At 55.1% G+C, this 26,607-nt stretch carries 26 protein-coding genes; 9 read left to right on the forward strand and 17 right to left on the reverse strand.

The features are described from left to right. Nucleotides 1-205: 205 nt before the first annotated feature. Complete coding sequence (locus tag GJV78_RS12760) at nt 206-352, reverse strand: hypothetical protein (protein WP_155108713.1); 147 nt, start codon at nt 350-352, stop codon at nt 206-208. 926 nt (nt 353-1,278) lie between these two features. On the opposite strand from GJV78_RS12760, the gene GJV78_RS12765 reads away from it, so the two are divergent. The 4 genes from GJV78_RS12765 (at nt 1,279) to GJV78_RS12780 (ending at nt 5,850) form a co-directional block, all read left to right on the forward strand. Next, nucleotides 1,279-1,983, forward strand: a complete 705-nt coding sequence (locus GJV78_RS12765; RefSeq protein ID WP_155108714.1) for a fimbrial biogenesis chaperone — start codon at nt 1,279-1,281, stop codon at nt 1,981-1,983. A gap of 46 nt (nt 1,984-2,029) precedes the next feature. Then, nucleotides 2,030-2,560 carry a fimbrial protein gene (locus GJV78_RS12770; protein WP_230979133.1) on the forward strand — a complete coding sequence of 177 codons (531 nt, stop codon included), beginning with the start codon at nt 2,030-2,032 and terminating at the stop codon, nt 2,558-2,560. Nucleotides 2,561-2,650: 90 nt separating this feature from the next. Continuing rightward, nucleotides 2,651-5,026 carry a fimbria/pilus outer membrane usher protein gene (locus GJV78_RS12775; RefSeq protein WP_155108716.1) on the forward strand — a complete coding sequence of 792 codons (2,376 nt, stop codon included), beginning with the start codon at nt 2,651-2,653 and terminating at the stop codon, nt 5,024-5,026. Nucleotides 5,027-5,094: 68 nt separating this feature from the next. Further along, the gene (locus GJV78_RS12780) at nt 5,095-5,850 is read left to right on the forward strand and encodes a fimbrial protein (RefSeq protein WP_167519548.1); all 756 of its coding nucleotides are present in this window, start codon (nt 5,095-5,097) and stop codon (nt 5,848-5,850) included. A gap of 32 nt (nt 5,851-5,882) precedes the next feature. Here GJV78_RS12780 and GJV78_RS12785 read toward each other — a convergent pair whose 3' ends face one another. Beyond that, on the reverse strand, nt 5,883-6,503 hold the full coding sequence (locus tag GJV78_RS12785; RefSeq protein ID WP_155108718.1) for an NAD(P)H-dependent oxidoreductase: 621 nt from the start codon (nt 6,501-6,503) through the stop codon (nt 5,883-5,885). 117 nt (nt 6,504-6,620) lie between these two features. Between GJV78_RS12785 and GJV78_RS12790 the strand changes: the two genes are divergently transcribed. After that, nucleotides 6,621-7,220 carry a TetR/AcrR family transcriptional regulator gene (locus GJV78_RS12790; RefSeq protein WP_155108719.1) on the forward strand — a complete coding sequence of 200 codons (600 nt, stop codon included), beginning with the start codon at nt 6,621-6,623 and terminating at the stop codon, nt 7,218-7,220. Nucleotides 7,221-8,068: 848 nt separating this feature from the next. Further along, nucleotides 8,069-8,410, forward strand: coding sequence for an anti-adapter protein IraM (iraM, locus tag GJV78_RS12795; protein WP_155108720.1), 342 nt, complete (start codon nt 8,069-8,071; stop codon nt 8,408-8,410). Between the two features lie 540 nt (nt 8,411-8,950). Here iraM and GJV78_RS12800 read toward each other — a convergent pair. Next, nucleotides 8,951-9,355, reverse strand: coding sequence for a FaeA/PapI family transcriptional regulator (locus GJV78_RS12800; RefSeq protein ID WP_155108721.1), 405 nt, complete (start codon nt 9,353-9,355; stop codon nt 8,951-8,953). A 171-nt stretch (nt 9,356-9,526) separates the two neighbouring features. On the opposite strand from GJV78_RS12800, the gene GJV78_RS12805 reads away from it, so the two are divergent. From GJV78_RS12805 to GJV78_RS12815, 3 genes are read left to right on the forward strand one after another with little or no spacing between them, the layout of a single operon-like run. Continuing rightward, nucleotides 9,527-10,261 carry a winged helix-turn-helix domain-containing protein gene (locus GJV78_RS12805; RefSeq protein WP_155108722.1) on the forward strand — a complete coding sequence of 245 codons (735 nt, stop codon included), beginning with the start codon at nt 9,527-9,529 and terminating at the stop codon, nt 10,259-10,261. Then, the gene (locus GJV78_RS12810; protein ID WP_155108723.1) at nt 10,254-10,721 is read left to right on the forward strand and encodes a hypothetical protein; all 468 of its coding nucleotides are present in this window, start codon (nt 10,254-10,256) and stop codon (nt 10,719-10,721) included. Before GJV78_RS12805 ends, GJV78_RS12810 begins: the two co-directional genes overlap by 8 nt. Before the next feature lie 50 nt (nt 10,722-10,771). Next, nucleotides 10,772-11,944 carry an HD-GYP domain-containing protein gene (locus GJV78_RS12815; protein ID WP_155108724.1) on the forward strand — a complete coding sequence of 391 codons (1,173 nt, stop codon included), beginning with the start codon at nt 10,772-10,774 and terminating at the stop codon, nt 11,942-11,944. 31 nt (nt 11,945-11,975) lie between these two features. On the opposite strand, the gene GJV78_RS12820 is transcribed toward GJV78_RS12815, so the two are convergent. The 14 genes from GJV78_RS12820 to GJV78_RS12885 all read right to left on the reverse strand — a co-directional run bounded on the left by GJV78_RS12820 (nt 11,976) and on the right by GJV78_RS12885 (nt 26,596). Further along, nucleotides 11,976-12,713 (reverse strand): SDR family NAD(P)-dependent oxidoreductase, encoded by a 738-nt coding sequence (locus GJV78_RS12820; protein WP_155108725.1) that lies wholly within the window; start codon nt 12,711-12,713, stop codon nt 11,976-11,978. 1 nt (nt 12,714) lies between these two features. Further along, a complete protein-coding gene (locus GJV78_RS12825; RefSeq protein ID WP_167519549.1) occupies nt 12,715-12,966 on the reverse strand; it encodes an acyl carrier protein in 252 nt (83 codons plus the stop codon). An 18-nt stretch (nt 12,967-12,984) separates the two neighbouring features. Further along, nucleotides 12,985-13,764, reverse strand: coding sequence for a MaoC family dehydratase (locus GJV78_RS12830; protein WP_155108726.1), 780 nt, complete (start codon nt 13,762-13,764; stop codon nt 12,985-12,987). Continuing rightward, a complete protein-coding gene (locus GJV78_RS12835; protein ID WP_155108727.1) occupies nt 13,764-15,017 on the reverse strand; it encodes a beta-ketoacyl-[acyl-carrier-protein] synthase family protein in 1,254 nt (417 codons plus the stop codon). Before GJV78_RS12835 ends, GJV78_RS12830 begins: the two co-directional genes overlap by 1 nt. Then, nucleotides 15,001-16,398, reverse strand: a complete 1,398-nt coding sequence (locus tag GJV78_RS12840) for a TolC family protein (protein ID WP_155108728.1) — start codon at nt 16,396-16,398, stop codon at nt 15,001-15,003. Before GJV78_RS12840 ends, GJV78_RS12835 begins: the two co-directional genes overlap by 17 nt. Continuing rightward, nucleotides 16,395-18,332 (reverse strand): ABC transporter permease, encoded by a 1,938-nt coding sequence (locus GJV78_RS12845; protein ID WP_155108729.1) that lies wholly within the window; start codon nt 18,330-18,332, stop codon nt 16,395-16,397. The genes GJV78_RS12840 and GJV78_RS12845 overlap by 4 nt, the downstream gene beginning before the upstream one ends. A gap of 3 nt (nt 18,333-18,335) precedes the next feature. Then, nucleotides 18,336-19,505: an efflux RND transporter periplasmic adaptor subunit gene (locus tag GJV78_RS12850; RefSeq protein ID WP_155108730.1), complete on the reverse strand. Its 1,170-nt coding sequence runs from the start codon at nt 19,503-19,505 to the stop codon at nt 18,336-18,338. After that, nucleotides 19,502-21,634, reverse strand: coding sequence for a peptidase domain-containing ABC transporter (locus GJV78_RS12855; RefSeq protein WP_155108731.1), 2,133 nt, complete (start codon nt 21,632-21,634; stop codon nt 19,502-19,504). The genes GJV78_RS12850 and GJV78_RS12855 overlap by 4 nt, the downstream gene beginning before the upstream one ends. An 8-nt stretch (nt 21,635-21,642) precedes the next feature. Further along, on the reverse strand, nt 21,643-22,593 hold the full coding sequence (locus tag GJV78_RS12860; protein ID WP_167519551.1) for a lysophospholipid acyltransferase family protein: 951 nt from the start codon (nt 22,591-22,593) through the stop codon (nt 21,643-21,645). Between the two features lie 5 nt (nt 22,594-22,598). After that, nucleotides 22,599-23,273 carry a DsbA family protein gene (locus tag GJV78_RS12865; RefSeq protein WP_155108732.1) on the reverse strand — a complete coding sequence of 225 codons (675 nt, stop codon included), beginning with the start codon at nt 23,271-23,273 and terminating at the stop codon, nt 22,599-22,601. 512 nt (nt 23,274-23,785) lie between these two features. Next, nucleotides 23,786-23,983, reverse strand: coding sequence for a DUF4762 family protein (locus GJV78_RS12870; protein WP_155108733.1), 198 nt, complete (start codon nt 23,981-23,983; stop codon nt 23,786-23,788). 321 nt (nt 23,984-24,304) lie between these two features. After that, nucleotides 24,305-24,892, reverse strand: coding sequence for a DNA-binding response regulator (locus tag GJV78_RS12875; protein ID WP_230979129.1), 588 nt, complete (start codon nt 24,890-24,892; stop codon nt 24,305-24,307). Between the two features lie 93 nt (nt 24,893-24,985). Next, complete coding sequence (locus tag GJV78_RS12880) at nt 24,986-25,534, reverse strand: fimbrial protein (protein ID WP_155108735.1); 549 nt, start codon at nt 25,532-25,534, stop codon at nt 24,986-24,988. 9 nt (nt 25,535-25,543) lie between these two features. After that, complete coding sequence (locus GJV78_RS12885) at nt 25,544-26,596, reverse strand: fimbrial protein (RefSeq protein ID WP_155108736.1); 1,053 nt, start codon at nt 26,594-26,596, stop codon at nt 25,544-25,546. Nucleotides 26,597-26,607 lie beyond the last annotated feature (11 nt).

Below are 26,607 nucleotides of genomic sequence, written 5' to 3' on the forward strand. Positions count from 1 at the left end.
CGAACCGAGGTATCGAACCAAACGGTTTTCTACTCCTGTTAATTCACCATCATGATTTACAAGAAGAAATGAGGGTCGACCTCTGGGTCTTGACAATGGATAGCAGAAGAATTTATGATGAAAATCAAATTGGTAAGTAACTGAATGTTCCCGGGTCCGGGCACCACTTATTCAGAACCCTCGCTTCGGCGGGGGTTTTCGCTTTTCAGCTACGGCTGATTCTGGTCGTTACCTTCCCCTCTGAAAAAAACGCATCAATGGCCCGCAGCTTTGTATCCTGGATCTCTTTAATTACCGCAAGGTTGCTTAAGACAAAATCGAGAGTATCTTGATTAACAGGTGACGATGGCATGAGGCTCTCCAGATGTAAAATAAATTCGCGAAGCAGCAGGAGCCATTTATTCACAGGCTGTGAAATAAAGCGTTAACGCCGACCAGTATCTTCATCTCCAGCGGTTCTTACATAACCCCCTACGTTATCCAACCACTTTCCCTTGCGCCGTTCGTCGGCCTTTATTGATTCCCGTTACGCGGGTAGCCTGGAACTTTCAGAAAACAGGGCGATAAAACGATAAGTTTTCCTCTATGATTTCCTTAGGTCATTATTTTAAAATATCCATATTACATACAGATATTAATTCATTCATTTATTAAAAATTTTTATATGTATTATATTTCAGGCGATTCATCTTAATTACGAAGATCCCTCTGACGGACTACGTCCCGACGGCGTTTATATTGATTCCCGACAGCGCTGTCTCTTCCGGTTACAGAGGTTCACTGTCCGCCGGAGATAAAATACGGGCATCCCCCCCCCCCAGGCCGCCAGCGGCGGCACATATGCCTGCCTGGAGGCCCGTTCTCCGCGTAATTAGACCGCATAACCCCCGCCTCCGGACACGCTTTACGGCGGTTCAAAACGCTTTATGCTTTATCATATTACTCGAATTATTTACGAGATAATTACAGAAAAAAACAGTGCAAATTTTTCACTTATTTCCCAACCCTTTTATGAAACAGAGCTGCCCATAATAAAAGAAGGCACATTAAAAGCGACACAGCGCAGCGCCGACTTAAATCTAATGCCAAAAATAATAATTCATCATATCGAGCACATTACATTGACAGTTTCAAATGGAAGTGTGAAAATATATTTCGACATATGTTTTGATATGTCTACATGTTCTCTTGATATTAAGGCAAGTGTTATCAACATAAATACGCGCTCCCGTTTCAGCCGCGAATTTAAGTGCAGTATTGTTTTAAGGTTTAAATCACATGCCGATAATAAAGACATCTGTCGTTTATTTATCCTGCTGCGCTGCGCCGTTGTTTTTTATCGGTTCGGCCAGCGCCTCGCTAATCCTGGATCAAAACCGGGTAGTGTTTTCTGCCGCGGCTTCTCAGGTTGCGGTGGTAAAGGTTGAAAACCCGACCAGTAACGATTTTCTGATGCAAAGCTGGGTTGAAGACAAAAACGGCAACCCGCAGGAAGACATCTTTGTTGACCCGCCGCTGGCTAAAATCAAAGCACAGCGTAAAGTAGCCCTGCGTCTGACGGCCATAAATCCCCGGCTGGCCGACGGAAACGAAGAAAAATTATACTGGCTTAACGTAAAGGAAATTCCCAGGCTGGTCGCCGCCGAGGGCAGCCCACGATTAGAGATCGTCGTTCGCACCCGCATCAAGCTATTGTACCGCCCGAAGTCCGTACCTCCACGCCTGGATAAGCACTATAGCCAGCTTAAATGGCGTCGTTCGGCTAACGGCATTATGATTCATAACCCGACGCCTTATTACATAACGTTTAATAAAATATGGTCAGGGAGTAATGAACAAAATAACTTTGCCGTCGATATGATTGCTCCCTATAGCGATCTCGAAATAAAAGACAGCAGAGCGCTGGCAGCCTCCCGGATTAATTTTAATGTTATTAATGATTTCGGTGATACTACCGACACAGTTACCGCAAAGGTAAATTAAGTAATACCTCTAATTGTTTTGAATGGAAGGTAGTAAAATGAAAAAGATGCCTAAGTTAATATTGGCGTTATTTATCACCAGCGTATCTGCTACAGCAGCCGCAGAAAATAATGATTCGGTCACGGTACATTTTAACGGAACGGTAACCCAACCAACCTGTGGTTTTAACACAAGCAATCAGCAGGTGACGCTGGAACCGATTAAAGCTTCTGACATCGAGAAAGTCTCTATTGGCCGGGCGGCGGACACCAGCAGCAAAAACTTTCAGTTAAAAATGAATTGTTCAAGCCGGGCGGAAGCTGAGCATATTGCCATTATGTTAACTGCAGACGCCGACGCCGTCAGCACGAATGCGATTACTAACGCCGCGTCTAAAAACGGCGTCGGGCTTGAGCTGTTTACAGAAAGCGGCAACGTGCTGGCGCTTAATAAAGAGATCCCACAAAGCTCCTATCTGGATCGCCTTAATCAGGGCGACGACAACCTGAACTACGTCGTCAAATATACCCGCCTGCAGAATACGGTTAGCGGCGGCGAAGTGGCGGGCGACGCCGTCTTTGTTGTCAGCTACAAATAACCGCTATGCCACCTCTTTACGAGGTGGCTTACTACTTTTACTGCCGGGATACTTGCCCGTATCTGAGGAGCTGATTCTCCAATAACTATTATGCGAAATGCCTTAAAACCGTGCATATTTGTGCTACCGGCGCTGGGCTTCAGCGCGGATGCCGAAGATAAATTCAATCTTACCTTACTGGAAAAAAACCGCGGGATAAGCCATATCGATGCCAGCGCATTTAATTCAGGAAACGATTTGCTGCCCGGTGAGTATACGCTGAAGGTCATCATTAACGGCGAACCGGTTGGTAACGCGCAGATTGAGGTCAAGCCCTATCAGGATAAAATTCAGCCGCTGTTTACCTGCTCCCGCCTCGCTTCGTGGGGGCTCGCCGTACACCACTGCCGAAAAAAAGCGCAGCCGTTGGCTAATTATATCCCGCAGTCCAGCATCGACATTGACCAGGGCGATAACGTTCTGAACGTAACGGTGCCGCAAAAATACTTCTCGCTCCCCACCGCCTACGACGTTGCAAGCGCAGAAGACTGGGATAATGGTATTAATGCCGCATTCACCAACTACTCGCTTCAGTACGAATACCAGACGGGAGCCGCCTCCCCCGGACAGACGCTCTACGGCACCCTTAGTAATGGCATTAATCTGGCCGGCTTTCAGCTGCGCAACAACGGCTTTCTGCGCTGGACAAATAAAGAAAAAAGTCATTACGTCAGCAGCGCGAGTTTTATTCAACACGATGTGGATAGCCTGCGGGGCACGCTGACCGGTGGAGATTTTTATACTGCCGGCCTCTTTTTTACCGGCCTCTCGCTTCGCGGGGCCTCGCTGACCTCCAACACCAGCATGTTTTCTTCCGCCGAGCGCAATTATGTGCCCATTATCGTCGGGGTTGCCAACAGCAATGCAACGGTCATTATTAAACAAAATGGCTTTGTTCTTGCGACCCGTAATGTGACGCCCGGTCCTTTTACCCTTAAGGATATTCCTGCCTCCGCCAGCGCCGGGGATATGGAAGTCACGGTACATGAAACCAGCGGCGCTAAGCGAACGTTTTATCAGCCCTATAACAGCACCGACATGCTGGTCCCCGCCGGGGTCCTTAAATATTACCTTTATACGGGCAAAAGCCGTCAGGAAGAGAGAAGCGGATCGTCCCTGGTGGAGGGGGACGCGCTCTATGGTCTGAACAGTACGTTTACCCTGTTGGGGGGCGTGCAATATACGGACGACTACCGCAACGTCGCCGTCGGTACGGGCGCAAATATTCGTCATCTGGGGGGGATTTACGCGCTGTTAAACAGCAGCCAGCGCCGGGCTGAGCAGCATGGTCAGAAAATCAAGCTGGGTTACAGCAAATATATTACCCGGACCAACAGCTATCTGTTTGCCACGCTGGAACATAAAAGAACGCCGGGCTATGAAGAATTTAACAGCGTACATCACAGCACAGCGGGTGCATCGATGGACATGTTCCGCAACAGATACTCCCTGCAGCTCAGCCAGCATATTGGCCCCGGCAATGCGGTCCTTAACTACTCCCGCCAGGAGGAGTGGAACGGCAGCGCCAGCGTCACCCTGCGCGGCAACGTGAATTTCACCTTCTCCGGCTGGTCGGCCATCACCAGCGTGGGGCGGCAGAGAATCCGCGGCGGCGTTAGTGAGAATATGTTTTCCATTAATATTTCTGTCCCGTTTGGTAAAGAGCGCAACCATTACCTCACCCTGAACCACAGCGAAAGCAATGGCTCCAGAACGGAGCAGGCGGCCGTTTCCGGCACGCTGTTGGATGAGCAGCAGGTGAGCTATAACCTTAACGCCACAAAGGATAAAAAAAACTATGAAGTTGACGCCTCTGCGGCCTGGCTGGGCAGCCGCGGGCTGATTTCCGGCACCGTAAGGCAGGGGACTGAAGGTCAGCATTACTCCCTGGGGCTTGAAGGCGCGGCGATTATGCATCACCACGGCATCACCTTTGGACAACCCCTTGGCAACAGCGCAGCGCTTATCCATACCGATAAAGTGCCGGGGCTGAAGCTTGAAAATCATCAAAATATTCAGACGGATGCAGCAGGAAACGCTATTGCGCCAAACCTGGTGCCCTACCACTACAATGAAGGCTCGCTCTATAGCGACCATAGCGATCAAAACCTTGATGTCTCCAGCGACATCGTCTTAGCCGCACCGCGTAAGGGCGCTATCGTTGAGATGAGCTTCGCCGCCCGCTATCAGCAGCGGCAGTTTATCCGCGTTATCGACGCCAACCGCCAGCCCCTCGCCTTCGGCACCGTACTTTATGACGCGCAGAACAGAAACGTCGGTACGGTTTCACAAAACGGTATTGCGTTAATTAATAACAACGATGACGGCTGGCCATTACATGCGAATGACGCAGAGATGCGGACACGGTGCGTTATTGAAAATAATTTAAAGCAGAATTCCACCCTATGGAGATTGCAGTGCAACTAAAGCCCTTTTGCCCGCTTTTATACCTGTTTTTTTTTACAACTTCCTCCGCCGGGGCGGCGGTAAACGTGATGATGATTAACGGAGGCGTCATCCGCACCTCGAATGAGGTGCCCAATCATACGCTGCTGAAAACGCTGCCGGTATATTTTCCCACCGCCAGCACTCTCCCCGGCGACTATAAAATTATTGCCTCCCCGGCGCTATCGGATAGCCGACGAGGCGTTTACCGCTCCGGCATTCCAGGAATTGGCTTTAGCCTGTGTCAGGACGAAGGCGAAAACTGCCTGATCCCCCGGGAGGGCAAGATAGCGATCGGCGCGGGATATAAGCTACGGCTTTATAAGATCGGCGATCTGAAGGGCGGCGTCTACTCGCCGGGCGCGCTGATTATGCTCGCCAACGGCAGCCATAAGCTAAGGCTCCATCTGGCTCGCCTGACGATACATAATATGGCCTGCGTGATGACCAGGAATAATATCGAGGTGCATTTTCCCACCACCACGCTGTCCAATAAAAAGGTGAAGCTGGCTGAGGTTCCTTTCACCCTGCCAATAAGCTGTCACGATCGGAACGACTACCATAACGTCATGCTGACCTTTAACTATCGCGGCCAACATTATGACGAAACAACCATGGAAACCAATCTCTCCGGGCTGGGGATCCGCCTGCGGGACGCCTCCGGAAAACAGGTAAATATCGAGAAGAAGCAGCCTGAATCCTACAGGGACAGGCACTTTATCGCCAGCCTGGTACGTCTTCCCGGAAGGCGGGCCGAAGCCGGAAACTTTAATATCAGCGCCACGGTGACCATCAGTATGCGCTGAGGGCCGCGACGCCGGAGTTAAGTCGGTATCGCTTAATGGTGTCTGAGCGACGCCGCGCCGCTGGCCTGATTAAAAACGGCGCGCCCGATATGGCGCGCGGCCTCAAGGCAGGCCTCCGGCGTTTTCAGTTCCGGCATCAGCAGAACGTCTGAGGTCACCACCGTCGCACCGCAGTAATCAAAAATGCCGTGGGCGATCTGCGTTTTAAACGCCTCGCTAAAGCCGTGCCGCTCCCAGGTGCCCTGGCCGGCCGCAGCGAGAGCCAGCAGATGCACAGGCAGATGACCCAGCTTCTTGACGGTCTTACCGTCCTCAGATTCCTCATAGGCCCAGCCGTTTATAAAGACACGATCGATCCAGCCTTTCAGCAGCGCGGGCATCGTCCACCAGTAAACCGGAAATACCAGCACCAGCGCATCGGCGCGCGCGATACGGGCCTGCTCCGCCGCCACGTCGGGTGGGATCTCCCCGATCCGCTGAAACGCCGCGATATCGGCCGCAGTAAATACCGGATCAAATCCCTCCCGCGTCAGATCGACGATTTCAGCGGTATGGGCCGGGTTTGATTCAGCAATTCCTTGCGCAACGGCTGCCGCCGCGCCGTGGGTCAGAGAGGACCCCAGTGGATGAGAAACAACGATGAGTGCATGCATGACGAACGCTCCTTATTGCCATAGGCCAGTATTGGACGTAGGCTAATATACCTGTAGTAACCTACCATCAGTAAGTTACCTTTGGTATATAAGCATGTCAACAGGAGATCGTCAGCCATGCCCGAACCACTGGCACGACAACGTTTATCACGGGAAGCGCGCCATACGCAGCTGGTAGAAGCCGCATGGCGGATTATTCGCGAAGAGGGCACAGAGGCTCTGGCGCTCGGCTATCTGGCAAAGCGGGCGGGCGTCACCAAACCCGTGGTTTACGATCACTTCACCAGCCGGGCGGGGCTTCTCGCCACGCTTTATAAAGAGTTTGACCAGCGTCAGACGGCGCTAATGGATGAGGTCATCCGCAGCACGACGCCGACGCCGGAGAACCTGGCGGCGGTTATCGCCGCTTCCTATATTGACTGCGTGCTGCTGCAGGGACGGGAGATGCCCAGCGTAATGGCGGCGCTTGCCGGCACGCCTGAACTGGAGCAAATCAGACGCGATTACGCCGCCGAATTTACCGACAAATGCCGCCGGTGGTTTGCCCCGTTCTGTGCAGAGCCGTTAAGCGATGCGGCGCTGCGGGCCATGCTCGGCGCAGCCGAAGGGCTATCCTGGGCGGTGATTAACGGCGTTATAACGGAACGCCAGGCAAAGGATGAGCTGTTTCAGGTCATTATCGCCATGGTAAAGCGAAGCGGCGCGGAGACGCCCTGAGCACCGGCACCGCGCGCCTGCCAGAGCCGACTAAGGGGGCCATCCCCGACGATGGTGCTTATCATGCTCAATAATCGGGCTGACCGGCCCCTTTCGCGGCGTAGATTCCTTATCGGAGCGGTTCCCTGGCTCATAAGCCCGGCGGCATGATTCTCCGATAGGCCTGTGTCCTAAAATCTGTCCGATAACTATTCGTCCGGCGGTTCGCTTATTTTTACTGGCGTAATGTTCCTGCAATAAATCTGCGACATAATTCAGCCCGTAGCCATTATACTTCAGGCTACAGGTGCGTTAGCTTTTGGTAGACAGGTTCATCCCGGCGGATCATATAATCCGGCGACGCTGAAACAGAGTTATCGTTTGCCCGGCGGCGGCATTAGCTATACCTTCAGAGAGAAAATAAAGCATACTCTTGTTCCTCACCACGAACAGACTGGGTTGTATAACTTTATTGCTAACGAATTTACGGCTCATATGTCGGGTGGTCTGGCCTTAACGTTCCCGCCTCGGGAGCCAGCCTGGCGGCGTTTCGCAACCCTTTGCATTTTGGCATGTCGCCCAAATTATTTAGCGCATATATCCTGTTGTGTTAGTAAAAAGAGAGTGAGTCAGCGAAACCGCCACCGGCTAATTATTGAACAGCCGCTGCGCTTGCCAAAAATATATTTATATAATTTTTTACGGCCAGGATACAATTACCCTTATGAAAATAAAGGGTTTTAGGTAAGTAATGCGAAAAATCTGATCTCCATGCATTGTTTGGCTACGTTGATGAAACATAAAGTGCATGCTATCTATATTTGAAGGTATAACTTTATTTTCTTTAAATTATTCTCGAGATAAACGCTATGGTATGGAAAGTACTGGGTACAATATTATGTCCAAATACTGGTATTGCGTATTCAGGTCTGAAGGGACTAAGGCACTTAAAGCTTATCATCTGGTATGAAGCGGATATTTACATGGCACCTGACGATGTAATTACGCCCTTCAGCTCTGGCGTTCTGATAAATGATACTTATCACGACATTACGGTATACAACGTAACGCCCTATAGCGATAGCTTCTGGGAAGAGCTTAAAGAAAAACTGGCCTGCCCTTTTAACAAGGATCGGGGGCGGGAGATATGCAATTACAACCTGCACTGCCAGGTAAAATGCTGCCCGTACGGTTTTTCAGCGGCCCTGTAAAGGGATCTCTCCGGCACGTTAATTTGGCTTTTCCCCGCCGCGGCAACGCTTGCACTCATTCCGTCTGGCACCGCATACGCTTTTACCCCCCCCCCTCACCGCCTGGCGCGGTGGGGCGACCTGAACGTCGCTGTAGGCATCAGAACCGGTGCAGGCACGTTCACCGGAACCTTTACACCGCCCCGCAGACAAGCGGTCCGGCCTGGCGATAACCCAGCCGGTCCGGAAACGCATCTTCCTTTATTATCACTTTTTTGGCTGCACCAGCACGGCTTCGCGACAGGCAGGCAATCGCCATAGCGGCCCGGCGGCAGTAAAAGATAAGCTGAGTTAATAATAACCTTACGAAATTTATCGCTGCATCATGGAGAGAAGTTAGCCATCTTCGGCGCTGAGATGAACGAGCAGGAAAGGATTGCTGTGTGTCGTATACAAACAACTAATGAAAATATAAGAATATGTTTTAACGTTTTTTTATAACGATAGTTTAATTATTAAGATTTTTCCGAGTTATTGGCGAGATAATAATTAACTCTATTTTTAAAATTTAAGGTTATGCTCTTGTCTTAGTTTGCTTTCTTGCAAACAATAATTCCCCTTGTTAGAATGCGCAGCAATTTCCGTAGAGCCTTTAGATAGAAACCATTGATGGTGCTTTTGCATTTTGTCCCTGCTAACCTGGCCATATTTTTCCAGAGGAAGAAGTAAATGTCTTACTTTATAAATTGAAATACCGCACAGATCGGCAATTTCCCTGGTAGACAGACCTTCAGTTGTATGATCTTTTAATAGATCAAGAATAAATACTTGTTCCGGAACCCGAACTGTTGCAATGCTGCTTATTCCTATTTTTTCTGCTGCTAACATCTGCAGATTGTCGAGAGATGCACTGGAACTTTGATGATGTAACGCACCTGAGTTGTAAGAACACAGCGAGAGTTTCATTTCGCAGACTCCTGGGTTTTAAAGGAGCTATTATTATGATCCGTTACCGGACTTGCTAGCAACATTAGCTGAAAAAGATCGCGAAAACAGAACTTTAACCTGAAATTTATTTTAATTTATGTGAATGGATCTGTTGGTTAGCATATAGTAAAGTTTAGTATGGAGAAGAACATGAGGTTCGATATCGAGGGATTTATTACATTTGACACTGAGGATGCCTCACTCGTTAACTTGTTGACCGGGGACTGCATTGAATTATCCCAGACGTCAACACGTTTGCTGGCGGAACTGCTCAATCATCGCGGAGACATCCTGTCACGCAGTGAAATTTTCCAGTCCGTTTTTGACAAATACGGTGCCCGTGCTTCAAATAGTAATCTGAATCAATATGTCTCATCCCTGCGCAGAAATTTGTCCGAACTCGGCGTAGAAAAGGAAATCATCGTTACGGTACCGCGGATTGGCTTCAAAATCGCTGACGATGCCAACATAAATAACGATCGCGAGTATCGAACGCCATTTATTGAAGAAAGCGTACCGGAGCAGCCAGGCGAGACGCCGCGCCCCCGTCACGGCTCCCTGATAATCAGGGTCGTTATTCTTATTGCCGCTATCGCGGTGCTTTTGCTCACCCCCGAAGATTTCACCGTTCGCGGCGATGCAAACAAACTTGTCCATCAGTCCTGTGTTATATTTGGCCCCGCAGCTATCTCCCTGCAGAATGTCACTGATAATTATCGCTCAATCTCACAACCTTTCGATTGCTCCCATGACAAAACAATCTATACTCAACGGCAAAAAATAAACGGTACCTTAGGCACCATGATGCAATTATTAATTGTCGAGTGCGAAAAAGGAAATGAACACTGTGTAAGTTTTTACCTCAGAGAAAAGAACAATGCCTAACCGAATCGCCATCGTGGTCATTCTTATAGTGATAATGCTGATCGGCTCATTCTTACATTATCTACACCAGCCGCAATTTAAATGTGAGTCACAATTCACTATCGCTCAGCAGATCAATCAGGATCGGATCTTATCTGAAGGGATAATAAGTATGAGCATGACTGACAAGAACCTGCTGATCGGCATCGATGGCTTAGTAACACACAACAATGAAAAATATATTATATCGCGAACATTAAAAGCGAAGTATAAAAAATATGATGCGGGCAGCCATCTTTACAAACTCCTTTACATCAATATCATCCGCGATGATACTGATAATATTAATGATAAGATTGCCAATAATTTACTGTTTACAGAAGACACTGATAACAGAATAATTTTCATCAAAGAAAGTGAGCATGGCATTATACTTTTTGGCAATCATAACTTTCCTCAGTATGGTTGCAGAAAAAAATAAACCTCCGCTTTTACACACAGCATAATAATAAGTTAACTTTCTAATACACCATGAATATAAACTTTATAGAAACCCTGGCTTGTATCTCAAAAATAATTGACATGATTAACCCAAAGCTTAATTTACATCATGTCAGAACCGCATTTATTGCCTGGCAACTGGCAAACGCGGCCGATTTTACCCCGGCGCAATGTCGTAAAACGCTGCTGGCGGGTCTGCTTCACGACACCGGAGGTTTAAACGAAGAGGCTCGGCTTCAGCCGCTGGCCTTTGATGATACTGAACATAATGACCACGCGGCAATTGGCGGTGAACTGCTGGCCAGCGTTCCGCTGCTGTCACCGCTAAGCGACATTGTACGTTACCATCATACCCGCTGGGATCACGGTCGCGGCGCGTGGATTAACGGGAAAAAGGTGCCGGAAGAGAGCCATATTATTTATCTTGCCGACCGTATTGATGTGCTGATTGCCGGCGATAACAAGCAGCAGCTGTTACAGGCAAAAGAAAAAATAAGCGCTACGATCCTTAACGGCGGCAATTCGCTGTTCAAGCCAGAATATATCTCCGCGTTTCATAAATTTTTTCACGTCGACGGCAGCTGGCAGCGATTACAGTCAACCGATTTCAACGACTACATTAAAGAAATACCCCGGATCCATAACGACTATATCTCCCTGCATAATTTTCGCGATATCGCCGCCATGTTGGCGTTCCATATCGACGGTTTCAGCCAGCACGGCGTCCAGTACTCTTTGGCGACCGGGCGAATATCCGGCTACCTGGCCAGAGCGTTGGGAATTGCCCCCACTCAATGCCTGAAAATTGAAACGGGAGGCTTTCTGCACAATCTCTCGCAGCTTTCCCGTGCGATTCCCGGAGATGGCGAAGAGGGCCTCAGCCCGGCCTGGGCGACGCTCTCTCCCATTACGGAAATTCAGGACATTGCCAGCTGGTGTCAGGCCCTGGATAAAAAGGACACGCATTCCATCTCCCGGCTGGAAGTGCGTATACTCAGGGCCGGCGTGTTTATCACTTCGCTGCTTCAGGATATTACCACGCAGACGGAATTTTTCGCCCGCATGGCCCAGACCGGGGAAATTGCGCCTGAGCTGGCGTATATCGTCCAGAATCACCACAGGGCCATTATGCAAATTTACCAGGATTCAGTCAGAGAACGGCGCAGGCTGGTTGAGCGAATCAACCGGCTCGCTCCGCGCTGAATCCCGAAGACTGGCCGCCGGACTGGCACGTTCAGGCGGACAGTCCACCGTCCAGAATCAGGGTTTGTCCGGTTATATAGCCACTCCCCTCACCGATCAGGAACGCTGCCGCCTGGGCGACCTCCTGTGCCTGGCCGAGCCGCCGCAGCGGAATATTCTGGCGCATCACCTTCAGCTTTGACTCTGGTATCGCCTGCACCATCTCGCCATGAATAAGCCCCGGTGCCAGGCAATTCACACGAAGCCCAAAACGGCCAACCTCCCGCGCCAGCGAACGCGCCATCCCCATCATTGCCGCCTTGCTGGCGGCATAGGCGGTCTGCCCGGGATTGCCTTTTATCGCGCTCACTGAAGACATCAGGAGCACAGCGCCTCGCCCTTCGGTCATCATCGCGGGGAGCAGCGTCTGATGCCAGTTGACGATGGCCACCAGGTTGTTATCAAGCAGGCTGCGCCAGATCTGCGCGTCCTGGTGGATCTGCAGCGCATCCACGGTCATTCCCGCGTTATGAATCACGGCGGCCGGTGCGCCAAACGCCTCAATCAGCTCTCCGCCCAGCCGGGTTACCAGCGCCTCGTCGCAGCCGTCGCAGCGTATGCCTTTAACCCAGCCGGAGGGGGAGAGATTCTGCACCAGCGCCAGCGTCTGCTTAATTCCCTCTTCACGACGCCCGGTAAAGACAACATTCCATTCCGGCAGCAGGTGCGTTACCAGCGCCCGCCCTATGCCCCGACTTCCGCCGGTAATCAGTACCCATTTTCGCGCCATATCAGCCCGCCATCTCCTGCTCAATCAGCTGGCACAGCTCGCTGAGGGTCATAAAAGGCCGGGACAGAAACATTCCGGTCTCCAGCGTGACGTTAAACTCACGCTTTGCCAGCACCATCAGCTCAACGTAGTCGAGGCTATCCAGCGCCAGGTCAGGCAGGGTCATTTCCGGCGACAGAGAGCCAGGCTCCCTGTCTTTCGCCTCACAAAGCGTTTCGCTCACTTTTTCATAGATGGTTTCATAATGACTCACGGGTTGCTCCTTATGTTATCAGGCGGCGACGGGGCCGACCTTGAGAGTAATGGCGCTGCCGATCGGTAAATTCTGCCAGCGGGTGGCGGCGGCAATACGCACAATCATGCCCTGCTGCAAATCCCCTACCGTCAATGCGGTCAGCGTGTCGATAGTCAGCGCCTGCGGCGACGCATCCGGCTGCCAGGGAGCCAGCAGGCGGCTGTCAAAGAGAAGCTCCTGATGGGTCTGCACCACGGGATAGCGCTGAAACAGCGCGCCCGGCGTGGCGCACGGCGGCAGGAGCGCGGCAATGCTCTGCTGGCGCAGCAGCGTCGTATCCTGTATCAGATGACGAAACAGCAGCGCATCGAGAAAATGCCAGCGCCGGGCATCCGCAAGCAGCGATGCGAACAGCGCCTGCAGCGTCGCCAGCTCATCGCTCTCCAGCACGTGCTGGCTCTCCGTCGCGGGCAGCGTCAGCTTCGACGCCGGCACCAGCTGACAGGCGAGGCAGGGCAGTTCATCCGCGGCTGCGGTAACTGTCGCCGCGGCGTTTTTCTTCCCGGCACGCCACAGGATATAGTCGGCATCACGCCACAGCGGCCTGCGCAGCCGGGCGGTAAACTTCAGATAAGGCGTCCCGGCTGACTGGGGGCTGATAAAGTGCTTCACATCCAGCAGCGCCCGCATCCCGTGTACGCTGAGCGCGCTGCCCCCCTGCGCTTTCACCCACGCTTTATCAAAATGCACGGGATTATAGTCACCGGAAAACGCCGCCCAGCGCCGGGCATCGTGCCGGGTATAGCGCAGCGGCATCACGGGTGCTTCTCCAGGATCAACGCCGCGTTGGCACCGCCAAAGCCAAAGCTCAGGTTCAGCGTCCGGCGAATGTCGCCCTCGCGGTGCCCCTCGGTGATGTAGTCAAGATCGCACTGCGGGTCGGCCTCACGGTAGTTCGCCGTGGCGGGCATAACGCCCTGGGCGATGGCCTGCAGGCAGACAATGCTTTCAAAGCTGCCCGCCGCCGAAATCAGGTGTCCGGAGTAAGATTTGGTGCTGGAGACCGGGATCGCGTACGCCGCGTCGCCCAGCGCCATCTTCAGCGACCGGGTTTCGTTAATGTCGTTCAGCGGCGTGGAGGTGCCGTGGGCGTTGATATAGTCCAGCTGCGATGGCTCCAGCCCGGCCTGTCGCAGCGCCTGGCCGATGGCCTGAACCCGGGCCAGGCAATCCTCGGCCGGCGAGGTAAAATCCCAGCCGTCGGAGTAGTTCGCGTAGCCGGTCACCTCGCCGAGGATCGTCGCCCCTCTCGCCAGCGCCCGCTCCCGCTCTTCCAGACAGAGCACGGCGGCCCCTTCGGAAAGAACAAAGCCGTTGCGCCGGGCGCTGAACGGACAGCTTGCCCGCTGTGGGTCCTCCGTCTCCTTGCTCAGCGCGCCCAGCACATCAATATTCCAGATCGCGCAGCGGCTGGTGAGGGATTCCCCGGCCCCGGCCAGCATCATCTGCGCTTTACCGCTGCGGATGGCGTCAAACGCCTCGCCGATGGCGATGGTGCCGGTGGCGCAGGCGGCAACCACGGTATTCTGGTAGCCGTTCAGCCCCCAGAGCTGGCTGCAGGCGGCGGTGGTCACGCTGGGCATGGTAAAGAAACAGCTAAACGGCGAGGCGACGCCGTTCTGGCGAAATGCCTCGCCCGACTCATAGCTTTCGTCCAGCCCGGCCCAGCCTGTGCCCATGATGACGCCGCACTCCAGCGAGTGATAAAAGGTCTGGGGCGTCTGTTCGCCGAAGGCCATCGTCATCGCCTGGCGCGCCGCCCCCAGCGTCAGGCGGGCAAAGCGCGGCAGACGCCGTCGGATGGCGGCAGGCACCTCTCTCAGGTTCGGCTCGATGTTCACCAGCCCAAGAAAACGGGTTTTAATCGTGTGCATACCGCTGTCCACGTAGCGGTAGCCCAGCCGTTTTTCCATTATCGCCTGCCAGCTTTCGTCCGCCGTTGCGCCAAGCGGGGTGACCGCGCCATATCCGGTAACGACGACGCGCTTAATGTCATGTGTCTGTTTCATCAGCAATTATCCTGTATTGCGTTTCACCACCTCCCTGCGCCAACCATAGCTGCAGCGTGGCATAGAGGTAGTCGTATTGGGTCTGGGCAAGGGTATTTTCCGTGGTCAGCAGGTCGTCCTGCGCGTCAAGCAGCGTCTGAAAATCCACCGCGCCCGCGCGGTAGCGGCTTTCAGTCAGCGCCAGACGCTGCTGGCTGAGGGCCAGCGACCGCTGAAGGCGGGCGCGCTGCTCCTCTGCGCTCTGCCGCCGCTCCATAGCGTTATCCACCTCCGCCAGCGCGGAGTAAGCGGTGCTACGAAACGTTACTGCGGCCTGTTTGACCTGCAGGCTGGCCTGCTGCACGGTAAGCTGCACGGTGTTCCACTGAATAAACGGCAGCGTCAGCGCGCTGCCGACGGTGCGGATGGGATCGCTGAACCAGCGGCTGAAAAGCTGGCTGCCCGCGTTGAGCGAGGCGTCCAGCGTCAGCGACGGGTAAAAGCCCAGCCGCGAAGCATCATAGCCGGCAAGCGCCGCCCGCAGCCGCGCTTCCGCCGCCTGAATATCGGGGCGGCGGGCGATCACGTTCAGCGGCGTTCTCGCCCGAACCGGCACCTGCTGGCTCACGTCCAGGAAGAGACGTTCATCCGCGTGCTGCTCCGCCGGGCGGTTCAGCAATAGCGCCAGCGCGTTGCGATCGCTCTCCCGCTGCTGCTCCAGCGTGCGCAGCTGATTACGACGACTGAGCAGCGTCTGATGCGCCTGTAGCACGTCAAGCTGCCCTACCTTTCCGGCGTTAAAGCGCGACTCAACCTGCGCCACCGTCTGTTCCGCAATGGCAATTCCGGCCTTCTGATTGCGGATCTGCTGGTTATAGAGCGCAATATTCCAGTAGAGGCGGGCGGTGGTGCCAATGGTTGACAGCACCGTCGCATCATAATCACCGGCGCTGGCGATGGCCTGCCACTCGCTCTGTTCCCGGGTGCGCGCCAGCTTGCCCCAGAGATCCAGCTCATAGCTGAGCGTCAGGGAACTGCTGTAGCTCTCCTGGGGCGGCGTGCCGTAGCGCAAATTTTTACTGTTGCTGGCGGAACCGCTCACCGCCACGTCCGGCGTCAGATTGGTATTGCTCAGTCCGGCGGTCACCCGCGCCTGCTGCAGGGTAATGGCCGCCGTGGCCAGATCGTTATTGCTGACTAACACCTGCTCGATGGTTCTGGACAGGCGGGGATCGCCGAAGCGCTGCCACCAGTTGGCGTAGCGCACCTCCCCGGCCTCCCCCACGGCGGGGGGCTGCCAGCGCGTGGGGAGCGAGAGCATGGGCCGCTGGTAATCGCTGCGGGTGAAATGCCCGCAGCCGCTCAGCAGCACAATCAGCATAAGCAGAGAGGAAATTTTCATTCGCGGGCCAGCGCCTCCGTCGGATCGAGGCGTGCCGCTCTGCGCGCCGGGAAATAGCCAAAGGTCAGGCCAATAACCGCGGAAAAACCGCAGGCCATCATTACCGGAAGGGCGGTAAACACCATGGAGAAGGCGTCGGTGAGCCGGGAAAAAACCACCCCGGCAAGCCCGGCGCAGGCCACGCCGATCAGCCCGCCAAGGGCGCAGATCAGCACCGCCTCAATCAGAAATTGATTCATGATATCGGCAGGCCGGGCACCAACCGACAGGCGAATGCCGATCTCATGGGTACGCTCCGTCACCGAGACCAGCATAATGTTCATCACCCCCACGCCCCCAACCAGCAGCGAGATCGCCGCAATGGCGGTAATCAACAGCGACATCGAGTCGGCGGTTTTCTGCATGGCGTTGGCTATCTGATCGTCGGTCTGGGTGAAGAAATCCTTTTTGCCGTGCTCGCGGATAAGGTGCCGCTCGACGCTTCGCGTCGCCTCCTGTGGCGACAGGCTCTCCTGAAAACGCAGGGTAATGGCTTCCAGCGGTTTTTCGCCGGTGACCCGCTGCTGCAGAGCGCTCCAGGGAACCCAGGCGGCCATAAACCCGCCCACAACTTTAGGACCAGGCTTCGCCGCCACGCCCACCACCCGCCACGGCGCACCGGCGATCTGCACAATTTTCCCCAGCGGATCTTCCCCATCAGGAAAAAGTGCATCGCGCCCGGCCTCGTCGAGGATCAGCACCGGCTCGCCGTCGACGACGTCGCGGGCGGTGAAACCATTGCCCGCCAGAAAGCGCACCCCCTGCAGGGCGAAGTAGTCCTGCGAAACGCCGGAGAGCATCATCGACGTCTCCCCGCCTTTGCGGATCGCGGTGGTCGTGCTGCTGACCACCGGCGAGACGCCCAGCACCCACGACAGCTTTTGCAGGCTTTTCACATCCTCCAGCGTCAGCGCACGCTCCATCTCCGGACGCAGGTTTCCCCAGCCGGTGCCGGGGCGTATTTCCAGCGTCGTGCTGCCAAGCTTGCCGATCTCACTCATGATCGTCCGCCGCGCCCCTTCACCAACGGCCATTGACGACACCACCGAGGAGATGCCGATAATGATCCCCAGCATCGACAGAAAGGCGCGCATCCGATGCCCAAGCAGCGAACGCCAGGCCATGCGCAGAGACTGATACACGCCGCGCCCCAGCGAGGCGCGACCATTATCCTGCGCGGGCAGCGCGGCGGCGGCAGGCGCATCCGCCTTTGCATAGCGCTCATCGCGAATAATCTGCCCGTCGCCAATCTCCACAATCCGCTGGGCCTGGCGGGCCACGCCGGGATCGTGGGTAACGATAATCACCGTATGTCCGGCGAGGTGGAGCTGACGCAGCACCGCCATCAGCGCCCTGCCGTTCACGCTGTCGAGGGCCCCGGTCGGTTCATCGGCAAGGATCACCTGCGCGCCGTTGATCAGCGCGCGACAGATGCTCACCCGCTGCTGTTGGCCCCCGGAAAGCTGCGCCGGCCGGTGGTTCAGCCGCGTTTCCAGCCCCAGGCTGCGTGCCAGCGAGCGGGTGCGCGCCTGCCGCGCCTCCTCCGGCATAGCGGTGTAGAGCGCCGGAATGGCGATATTCTCCTCCGCCGTCAGCCAGGGCAGCAGATGGTAGCGCTGGAAAATAAAGCCCAGATAGCGGCTACGCAGCTCGGCCAGCCGCAGGCTGTCGGCCTGGTGCACCGGCGTACCGTTGATGAACACCTCGCCCGAGGTCGGCTTATCCAGACAGCCGATAATATTCATCAGAGTGGATTTCCCCGAACCGGAGGCCCCCATAATCGCCACCATCTCCCCGGCGCTGACGGTAAGCGAAATGTCGTTGAGCACCGGAACGGTTTGCGTACCGGCGGTAAAGCTCCGGCAGACGTGGCGTAAAATAATAATCGGCTCCATGATCTATTCCTGCGTCGTCTCCTGAGGCAGCACCACGCGATCCCCTTCCTGTAGCCCTTCCAGCACTTCGGCATAGCGGCGATCGTTAATGCCGACGCGGACGATGCGGGTTTCGGTACGGCCCTGGTCGAAAAGGGTGACGTAATAGCGTTCAGCGTCCAGCGCCTGGCCGAGGGCGGCAACCGGTACGCGCAAAACGCCCTTCGCCTCGGCAATACGAATAAATACCTGCGCCGTCATTGCCGTTTTCAGCTCGCGCTGGTCGTTTGCCACCGCAAAGGTGCCGTTGTAATAAACCGCCGTGGGCTGCTGGCCGCCGCTCCTGCCGCCCATATTTTGCTCTTCCAGCATCTCCTGCGGCGCGGGCTGTACAAAACCCATCTGGCTGGTATAGCGCTTCTCCGGGTTGGCGATCGCGTAGAACCACAGCGGCTGGCCGGGCCGGATCTTCTGGACATCGGCCTCGGAAATGCGCGTTTGTACCTGCATGGTATCGAGATCCGCCAGCACCAGGATCGTTGGAGCCATTTGCGAGGAGACGATGGTCTGCCCTTCCCGGGTGACGATACCCAGTACCTCACCGTCGATAGGCGCAAGAATGCGGGTATAGCCGAGGTTGGCGACGGCGGTTTTCACCGTCATCTCCGCCTGTACAATCTGCGCATCATTGACCGCAATCTGCTGAACCTGCGCGTCATAATCCGCCTGCGCCTGCTCGTAGTCGCTGCGCACGCCCGCGCCGTCGCGCATCATCGCCTTCTGGCGCTCCAGCTCCCGGCGGTAGCGCCACAGCGTCGCCTCCGCGGAGCGCTTCTGCGCCCTGGCGCTGGCAAGCTGCGCCCGGGCGTTATTCAGTTCGGATTCCTGAAGCGTCGGGTCAATTTCAGCCAGCAGCTGCCCCTTTTTCACCCTGTCGCCCTGGCGAACGTACAGCCTGCGCAGCTGACCGTTAACCTGCGCCCCGACGTTGACCTGCACCGCCGGCTTCAGGGTGCCCGTCGCCAGCACCACCTTTTCGATATCGCCGCTGCCGATAGTTTCAAGCCGCTGGCTCTCCGGCGCTGAAGATGACGCCGTCTGCACGATAAGGGCGCAGGCCAGCGCAACGAGCGCCAGCCCTCCCCCCACCGCCAGCCAGCGGGCCGGTCGAGATAATCTGCGCCACTGCTTCATGCGTTCATCTCCAGCGCCGTCGGCCGCGCCTCCTCGGCGGAAACCAGCCGTCCGTCGATAAGTTGATAAACCCGCTGGAATCCCGCCAGCACCTGCTCGCTGTGGGTAACCACAATCAGCGACCTGCCGGTGCGGCGGCAGTGAGCGTGCACCGCCGCCATAACCACGGCGGCGGTTTCGTCGTCCAGATTGGCGGTGGGTTCATCAAGCAGCAGCACCGGTCGCGGGCTGTACAGCGCCCGCGCCAGCAGCAGGCGCTGGCGCTGGCCGAGAGAGAGCGCGGCGTGGCTTTCGCGAATCAGCGCGTCAATGCCGCCGGGCAGCCCCTGGATCACCTCATCCAGCGCCAGCGACGCCAGCAGCGCCTCAATGCGTCCACGGTCGCTCTCGCGATAGTGGGTGTCAAACAGAGTAATATTTTCACGTACGGAGGCATTGAACAGGATGTCCTCCTGGCTTTGCAGGTAGACGAACTGCGCCAGCTGCTGGCGCAGAAGCAGCGTATCACCGGCGTAGCACGCGCCGCTCTGGGGGGAGAACAGGCCGGCAATCAGCCGCAGCAGCGTGCTTTTTCCCGCCCCCGACTCGCCGACGATAGCGATCTGTTCACCCGCCGCCAGCGAGAAAGAGAGCGAATCAAGAATCAGCGTCTGCGGATCGTAGCGGTAGCACAGCTCTTCAAAGCAGAGATCCGGCACGCTGTCCGCGGGCGGCTGTCCAAACAGGTCGGGGACGCTTTCCTTGTCCTCCGATACGAACAGGCTATGCGCCCGGCTGTCCAGAATATGCAGCTGTGATTTCTGGATAATAGAAAAAAAGATTCTGGTGACGTAGGAAGTAAAGATCTGACGCAGAAAGCTGTAGGCAAAAAAATCCCCCAGTGAGATAAGCTTGCCGTGCACCATCGGCAGCACCACCAGCATAAAAATCACCATCTCCAGGCTGCCGGTCAACTGGTAAAGCCCCTCTTTGATCTGCTGATAAATCTTCTGCCGCTGCAGACAGGTGAAGAGATCGTAGCTGAACCAGGCGAACAGCGACTGTCGCTGGCTCTCCAGCCCGGCGGTTTTAACGGTCAGGATCCCCTGCAGCGTCTCCATAAAAAAATCATTCAGGGCGGCCCCCTTCAGCTGCAGCTGCTGGGTATACCAGCGATCGCGGATCACCGCCCAGATGCTGATAATTCCCATAACGGTAACGCCTGCCGCTGAAATTGCCGCCAGCACCGGCGCAATCCAGAACATCACCGCAAGCGCGATGGCACAGATCACCCAGTCGGTCCGCAGGCCGTTATCCAGCTCGATTTTATCCAGCAGGCCCTCCTGCCAGGCGGTAAAGCGGCTGTATATCTCCCCCGGCGCGCGCTTTTCGAAAAAACGCAGCGGGTTACTGAGCAGGCGGGAAAATCCCAGCCCGCTGTTAATCAGCACAAAGCGTTTGATATAGCGCTCGCTGAGGATCCTGACGCCCAGCGCCAACAGCGTTGAGACCACAAAGGCCACGATAAACCAGCCGTACGGAAACGCGCCGCTTTCGGCGCTGGAGAAGGCCTGGTTAATGGCATTGCTAACCATAACGGGCATCAGAAAAAGGGTCAGCGACACCAGGAAGGTCAGCATCATCAGGCGGTAGATACCCGGCACCACGGCGGTTTCCCGCAGGCTCATGGCGCGCGGCGCGGCCCTCTCCCGGCTCTCCCTGGGCAGGGCCGGATCCGCCGTCAGCTGTCGATCCGGTTCAACGATCAGCGCATAGCCGCTGATCTCCTGCTTCAGGGCGGCAAAGGGCAGCCACTGCTCGCCGACCGCCGGATTCATCACGCAAACATGGTTACCCTTCCGCCAGGCCAGCAGCACGTAGTGGCTGGCGCCGTAGTGCAAAATAGCCGGCAGCGGCAGCTGGCTTAGCTCATGGGGTTCAAAGAGCACCGGCGCGGTGGCGATCCCCAGCCGCGCGAGGATCTGCTCCAGCGTATCGAGGGAGGAGCCGTGATCGGAGGCGGGAAACGTTTCACGCAGGGTTTCCAGCGAAACAGGACGTCCCTGTGTTTGCGCCAGCATTGCCACGCAGGCCAGCCCGCACTCGTTAGTTTCTTCCTGAAAAATAAGATCGGGTATCGTGGTTTTCATTTTGCGGTCTAATGATTAATAAAATAGAGGGAGTGGCTGTGCCAGAGCAGCCACTCCTGCGGATACTGGCGCAGCGTCTGCTCAATGACCCCTGGCAGGGCCGCAGCCGACTGTTTCGCCGCCACCGGCGGATGAATATGGATACGCAGCCCGCGCCGGTAGCTAAGGTGGTAAAAGATAACCTGCGCGGAAATGACGCCGGCAAGACGCACCACGCCACTGTGCAATCGCGCCGGGCGGCCAAACAGACGACACGGTAATTTTGCGACCAGCGCCCCTTCGGCCTGCTGGGTGTAGTCCGGCGTAATATCGGGAAAGATAATCATGTTTCGCTCGCCGACGGCCACGTCGGTAATCAGCGACGCCAGCTCCGAGGCCAGGAAATTACTGTGCTGATGAATGGAACACCAGGAGAGCCGCTCACCATACAGGGCGCGCGCCTCCGCGGTATAACGCTCCGCGCTCGAGGAGATCACCACCCCCGCGCTCCCCGGCGTGACCCGGGCACCAACCATGCCGGCGAGCACGTCAGAAACCGTGTGCAGCGGAGCCAGAATATAGGGGGTTCTGGCCTGGTGAAGCGGCGCGACAACGGCGTCAAGCTGCCGGGCGCAGCGCCGGATCTCCCGCCGTAGCCGCCTATTTTTCCCCCGGGTCGCCGCCTCTTCCAGCAGACGACGGCGTACGGCGATCCAGACGGCATTAATACGCCCTTTGTCGCCCGTCAGACAGCGGTAGTTAGCGGTTGCCACCGCGTTCTGCCGGCGGACGTCGCGCCCGGCCAGCCCCAGCGCGCAGAGCGCCCGCGCGATAATCAGCAGCGTCGGCAGATGGCCGTAGCGCAAAATTTTGCGCAGCACAAAGCTGCCGCTGCGGGAGAAAACGCGGCGTAGCGCGTAAAGTTTATCGACGCAGTCTTTCGCACTAAATACGCTCCAGACAATAAGGAATCTGACCACGATGGTTATTTTTCCTCGCTGAGCAGCTGGCGCAGACGCCGGGCGAACTCAGGGAAATCACTATCCTGGGCGACGACATAGCGTTTATTAATGATAAATACCGGCGTGGCGTCGATCGCATAATGGCGGGTGATGTCCTTCATATATTTCAGGCGCGCGTTTACCGCATCGCTACGGCGTACGGAGCGGAAGGTCTCCACGTCGATATCGTTTTTATTCAGCCAGTCGGTGAGCGCCTCTTCATCAGCCAGATTAATATTACGGGCCAGCACCGCATTCCATGCGCTGTCGCGGAACCGATCCTCAATACCCATCTCTTCCAGGGTGGCGAACAGCGAGGCCCAGGCCGCCAGCCCGTCATTATTGTCACTGGCGATATGGATGGTTTTAAAGGTGCTTCCCGACGGCAGGGTACGGGCGAACTCCAGCATATTACTTTCTATTTCCGCGCAATAATGGCAGCCGTAGGAGAGGACTTCGATAATACTGTTCGTTTCCGTAATCGGGCTGGTCGCCACCTGCTCTGCCGTTACCTCACGCAGCGCCTGAGTTCGATCGTCTGCGGCAGCAAAGGTATTAAAAACAAAAATATGATAAAACAGGATCGTTAACAGCGAAGACATAATAACCAGAAGCAATGAATAGCCGATAATATTGATGCGCTTAAACTGAGTAACCATATTATTCTCGTGACGAATCAGTGAAAGTGTTATACCCTGGATTTGCAAACCGCACCGGCGTTAGCGACATACCTTCCCGAATCCTTTAATATCGCTAAGCTCATTATGCCGTCATAAGACAGCTTAAAAATCCGTGGGCTATATCCCCGTCATGTGCCAGGCGCTTAGTTGCGCGTCAAAACGCAGCGCGTTTTGAACAGCCCCCGGGCTGGCCCCGAAGGGGTGAGGCCCTCAGGCCGAATCACGCGGCAACCCAGTGACAAATTCGTCAGGAACGAATTTGAACAGCCGCAGGATGTCTCTCATTAATCCCCGGAAGCTTACTGGAGTAAGTGACCGGGGTGAGCGACAAATCTGCCCGGAGCAGATTTGAACGCCGCGCAGCGGCGGCCCGTCAGGGTGAGTCTCATGGATGAGACGAGTAACCCGAAGCCAGCGCACATGCAACTTGAAGTATGACGGGCATAGAGGGAGAAACTCCCTCTATATAAAGTTCAGGCAGTGCCTGATAATTAACGGTTCGGAACGCCGCCGCAGTTAGCGGCTGCGGTAGGTTTAATATAAACCCGTTTGCCAAACTTATCCCGGCAGGTGGTTACCTGACGGCAGGCGGTAACGCCGCCGATAGTCACAGTTTTATAATTGGTATAGCAAACCCGGCAAGTTCCGCCAATGACACCAGCAGCTTCAACAGCAGTAATCTTTTTCATCTCTATTCCTTGTTTCAGTTAAACGTATTTATACCCGTCATACTTCAAGTTGCATGTGCGTTGGCTTTCCTCGCTCACCCCAGTCACTTACTCCAGTAAGCTCCTGGGGATTCACTGCGTCGCCGCCTTCCTGCAACTCGAATTATTTAGGGTATATCCCCGTAATATTTCAGGCCACGCCGGCGCCGGGGTTATCCCGTTTTCGGGATGCACGTCGACACCGTTCAAAAATGCGCAATGTATTTTCTCTACGGCTGAAATAATTTAGGGATTACCTGCACTACCATATCGGGGTATTTCTACTCCGATAAACCTAAAACCTTAGGGAAAAATGCCTTTGAAAGCGTCAAAAAGCGCAATATTATTGCGAATATTCAATCGCTTCATCAGGTGACGTTTGATATAACTGAGTCGACGCACATCCACATTAACTTCACAGGATATTTGTGAGAGCGACTTCCCTTTCAGTATTTCTTCCATTAACCACCACTCGTTGCCAGAGAGCGTGTAATTCACCTGGCCGTTACGTAACTTATGCCGGGCATAATCCACCAGCGAATGGCTAAAGCAACTGATATTATGCCCGGTGCTGAGAAGCTGTTTTAAGAATGGTTGAATATTTTCCACATCCTCGGTCTTCAGCAGCCAGTGGGCGTTGGGCAACAGCGAGTAAAGCGCAAAAAAGAGTGGCATATTATGTTCGCTAAGTAGCATAATCAGCTTTTTATGCTCATAGCGATAAAACTCTTTCATCAAATGCAGCGCGCGAAAACGTTCGCGCGGCAGGCTGTCGACATCGCAAAATATCCAGATATTTTTCTCTTCACTGGCGTTTTTTTGCAGGATATCAATCAGCTTGTAATAGTCATCCGTCAAGGTAAATGAGATATCAGGGTTATCCGCAAACATATTCGAGATAACCATCTTTATCCCCTGGGAAAAAAATACATTTTTATCGTACAGGAAGCACTGATCCATCATGACGTGTATCCCCCGGGCCGGTTACTGATAATGCAATGTATAATTTGTCGCTGCGGTAAATGCGCCGGTGGTGGCGGTGCCGTTGGCAATAGCATCCGGCTCTGCCTCCACAAACGCCTGAAAATCCAGCTGCATGGTGGTGCTGCTGATCGTTGTCGGCCGGGTGGCAACTCCCAGCTTCACGGGCGTATCGTCAGCTTCCAGCAGACCGATCCCTATGCCACTCGCGTTTCCAGGCATTTTGGCGACGATGGCCAGGCGATCGGCCATTTGCGCATTCTGCACCCCGTCAAACGTCACGGTGACGGAATCAAACACGTCTGGCGAGCAGTCCACCAGCTTGATGCTGAAAGGAATTGGCGTCGTTTTTCCGCTGGCGAACAGTGACTGAATCGATATCTCGCCAAAATCCACCGGCACCCGTTCAGACTCCGGCGCTATGCTGCACGGATACGCCACCACCACACCCTTAAAGGTAAGGTCGCCGCCGCTCAGCTCCCCTGCCGCCAGAGCAGGCTGCGGGATCAGGAATGCCAGCGCAAGGAGCATCATTGCCCTCGTTCGGTTCATATATCCTCCTTACTGGAATTCGGCCACCACCGTGGCGGAAGCGCGAAATTCCCCTGCCGGAATAACGGACGTCGCGCTTTTTGCTATCGGCGCGGCGATCAGATTCCAGTCCCCTTCGTTATTGGCAAATCCGGGAACGTTATAAAAAACGTTCGGCGTGACCGGCCCGGCGCTGTCCTTCAGGGCAATGCCCAACTCTGAACGATCTACCGAACCGGTGGTGCTCAGATATTTGCCATCGTCAAAGGCCGGATTCGCCTGCTGGATACCCAGCTTGATATTAAGCGCCCCCTGGGAGAAGCTTCCGCCCTCGCACTTCACGTGAATCGGTACGCTTTTGCTGAAGTTAATCCCGTTAAGCTTGCTGCCGCTGCCCGGAATAGTGCCGAAGTCGACGACGATCGGCGTTCCCTGGTTCACAACGCATTTATCCGGAACGGTAATCACGCCGGAGGCAATCGTGACCCGGGAGAGCGCCGTTTGCCCCATCGCGCCCGGCCCCAGACGGCCGAAAAGCCGGGCAATCTCCGTGCCCTGTAAATTCACGCCATTGATGATGGGTTTGGTAATCATAAAGGTCACCTTCCCCTTCGCGCCGGAGGCAAACTGGTTATCCAGCACCGTGCTGGGCGGGGTGCAGTAGTTCTGATTGGCCTTATTGGAGACAGCTTCAAACGGCACCGTTCTGTACTCCCGCAGGTAGCCGCCGATATAGATCTCGATTTTGACGTCCATGTAGTCGTTCAGCCGCAGATAGCCGGGGCTGTTTCCGGACTGGGTCAGCGTCGCCTGCGACGAAAAGTAGACCGGCTGGGCGCTCATCGGCTGGGCGCAGTACGCCCGACCGGGAAAATGGCTGGAAAGGTCAAACTCATCGGTAATCAGCGTGCCCGCCTGGTTAGAGGTAATATCCTGGTTGCTCAGCGTCACCAGATAATCATAGGTTCCGTTAACCGGAACAATTTCGCCATCGACAGTCGACCACGCCACACCGGGCAGCAGCAGCGCGCCAATCGTCCAGCACAGACGCTTTCGCCAGGTAAACCATCCTGTTAAACGCATCGCAGGTCCTC

The sequence above is a fragment of the Intestinirhabdus alba genome (genome assembly GCF_009711095.1).
In the GTDB taxonomy this organism is placed as follows: domain Bacteria; phylum Pseudomonadota; class Gammaproteobacteria; order Enterobacterales; family Enterobacteriaceae; genus Intestinirhabdus; species Intestinirhabdus alba.

Coding starts and splice junctions, on each gene's coding strand:
- GJV78_RS12830 (WP_155108726.1), bottom strand. CDS start 13,764: ATGCCGCTGCGCTATACCCGGCACGATGCCCGGCGCTGGGCGGCGTTT.
- GJV78_RS12780 (WP_167519548.1), top strand. CDS start 5,095: ATGATGATTAACGGAGGCGTCATCCGCACCTCGAATGAGGTGCCCAAT.
- GJV78_RS12885 (WP_155108736.1), bottom strand. CDS start 26,596: ATGCGTTTAACAGGATGGTTTACCTGGCGAAAGCGTCTGTGCTGGACG.
- GJV78_RS12790 (WP_155108719.1), top strand. CDS start 6,621: ATGCCCGAACCACTGGCACGACAACGTTTATCACGGGAAGCGCGCCAT.
- GJV78_RS12850 (WP_155108730.1), bottom strand. CDS start 19,505: ATGAAGCAGTGGCGCAGATTATCTCGACCGGCCCGCTGGCTGGCGGTG.
- GJV78_RS12760 (WP_155108713.1), bottom strand. CDS start 352: ATGCCATCGTCACCTGTTAATCAAGATACTCTCGATTTTGTCTTAAGC.
- GJV78_RS12845 (WP_155108729.1), bottom strand. CDS start 18,332: ATGGAGCCGATTATTATTTTACGCCACGTCTGCCGGAGCTTTACCGCC.
- GJV78_RS12765 (WP_155108714.1), top strand. CDS start 1,279: ATGCCGATAATAAAGACATCTGTCGTTTATTTATCCTGCTGCGCTGCG.
- GJV78_RS12805 (WP_155108722.1), top strand. CDS start 9,527: ATGAGGTTCGATATCGAGGGATTTATTACATTTGACACTGAGGATGCC.
- GJV78_RS12775 (WP_155108716.1), top strand. CDS start 2,651: ATGCGAAATGCCTTAAAACCGTGCATATTTGTGCTACCGGCGCTGGGC.
- GJV78_RS12820 (WP_155108725.1), bottom strand. CDS start 12,713: ATGGCGCGAAAATGGGTACTGATTACCGGCGGAAGTCGGGGCATAGGG.
- GJV78_RS12875 (WP_230979129.1), bottom strand. CDS start 24,892: ATGTTTGCGGATAACCCTGATATCTCATTTACCTTGACGGATGACTAT.
- GJV78_RS12880 (WP_155108735.1), bottom strand. CDS start 25,534: ATGAACCGAACGAGGGCAATGATGCTCCTTGCGCTGGCATTCCTGATC.
- GJV78_RS12840 (WP_155108728.1), bottom strand. CDS start 16,398: ATGAAAATTTCCTCTCTGCTTATGCTGATTGTGCTGCTGAGCGGCTGC.
- GJV78_RS12870 (WP_155108733.1), bottom strand. CDS start 23,983: ATGAAAAAGATTACTGCTGTTGAAGCTGCTGGTGTCATTGGCGGAACT.
- GJV78_RS12785 (WP_155108718.1), bottom strand. CDS start 6,503: ATGCATGCACTCATCGTTGTTTCTCATCCACTGGGGTCCTCTCTGACC.
- GJV78_RS12855 (WP_155108731.1), bottom strand. CDS start 21,634: ATGAAAACCACGATACCCGATCTTATTTTTCAGGAAGAAACTAACGAG.
- GJV78_RS12770 (WP_230979133.1), top strand. CDS start 2,030: ATGCCTAAGTTAATATTGGCGTTATTTATCACCAGCGTATCTGCTACA.
- GJV78_RS12835 (WP_155108727.1), bottom strand. CDS start 15,017: ATGAAACAGACACATGACATTAAGCGCGTCGTCGTTACCGGATATGGC.
- GJV78_RS12865 (WP_155108732.1), bottom strand. CDS start 23,273: ATGGTTACTCAGTTTAAGCGCATCAATATTATCGGCTATTCATTGCTT.
- iraM (WP_155108720.1), top strand. CDS start 8,069: ATGGTATGGAAAGTACTGGGTACAATATTATGTCCAAATACTGGTATT.
- GJV78_RS12800 (WP_155108721.1), bottom strand. CDS start 9,355: ATGAAACTCTCGCTGTGTTCTTACAACTCAGGTGCGTTACATCATCAA.
- GJV78_RS12810 (WP_155108723.1), top strand. CDS start 10,254: ATGCCTAACCGAATCGCCATCGTGGTCATTCTTATAGTGATAATGCTG.
- GJV78_RS12815 (WP_155108724.1), top strand. CDS start 10,772: ATGAATATAAACTTTATAGAAACCCTGGCTTGTATCTCAAAAATAATT.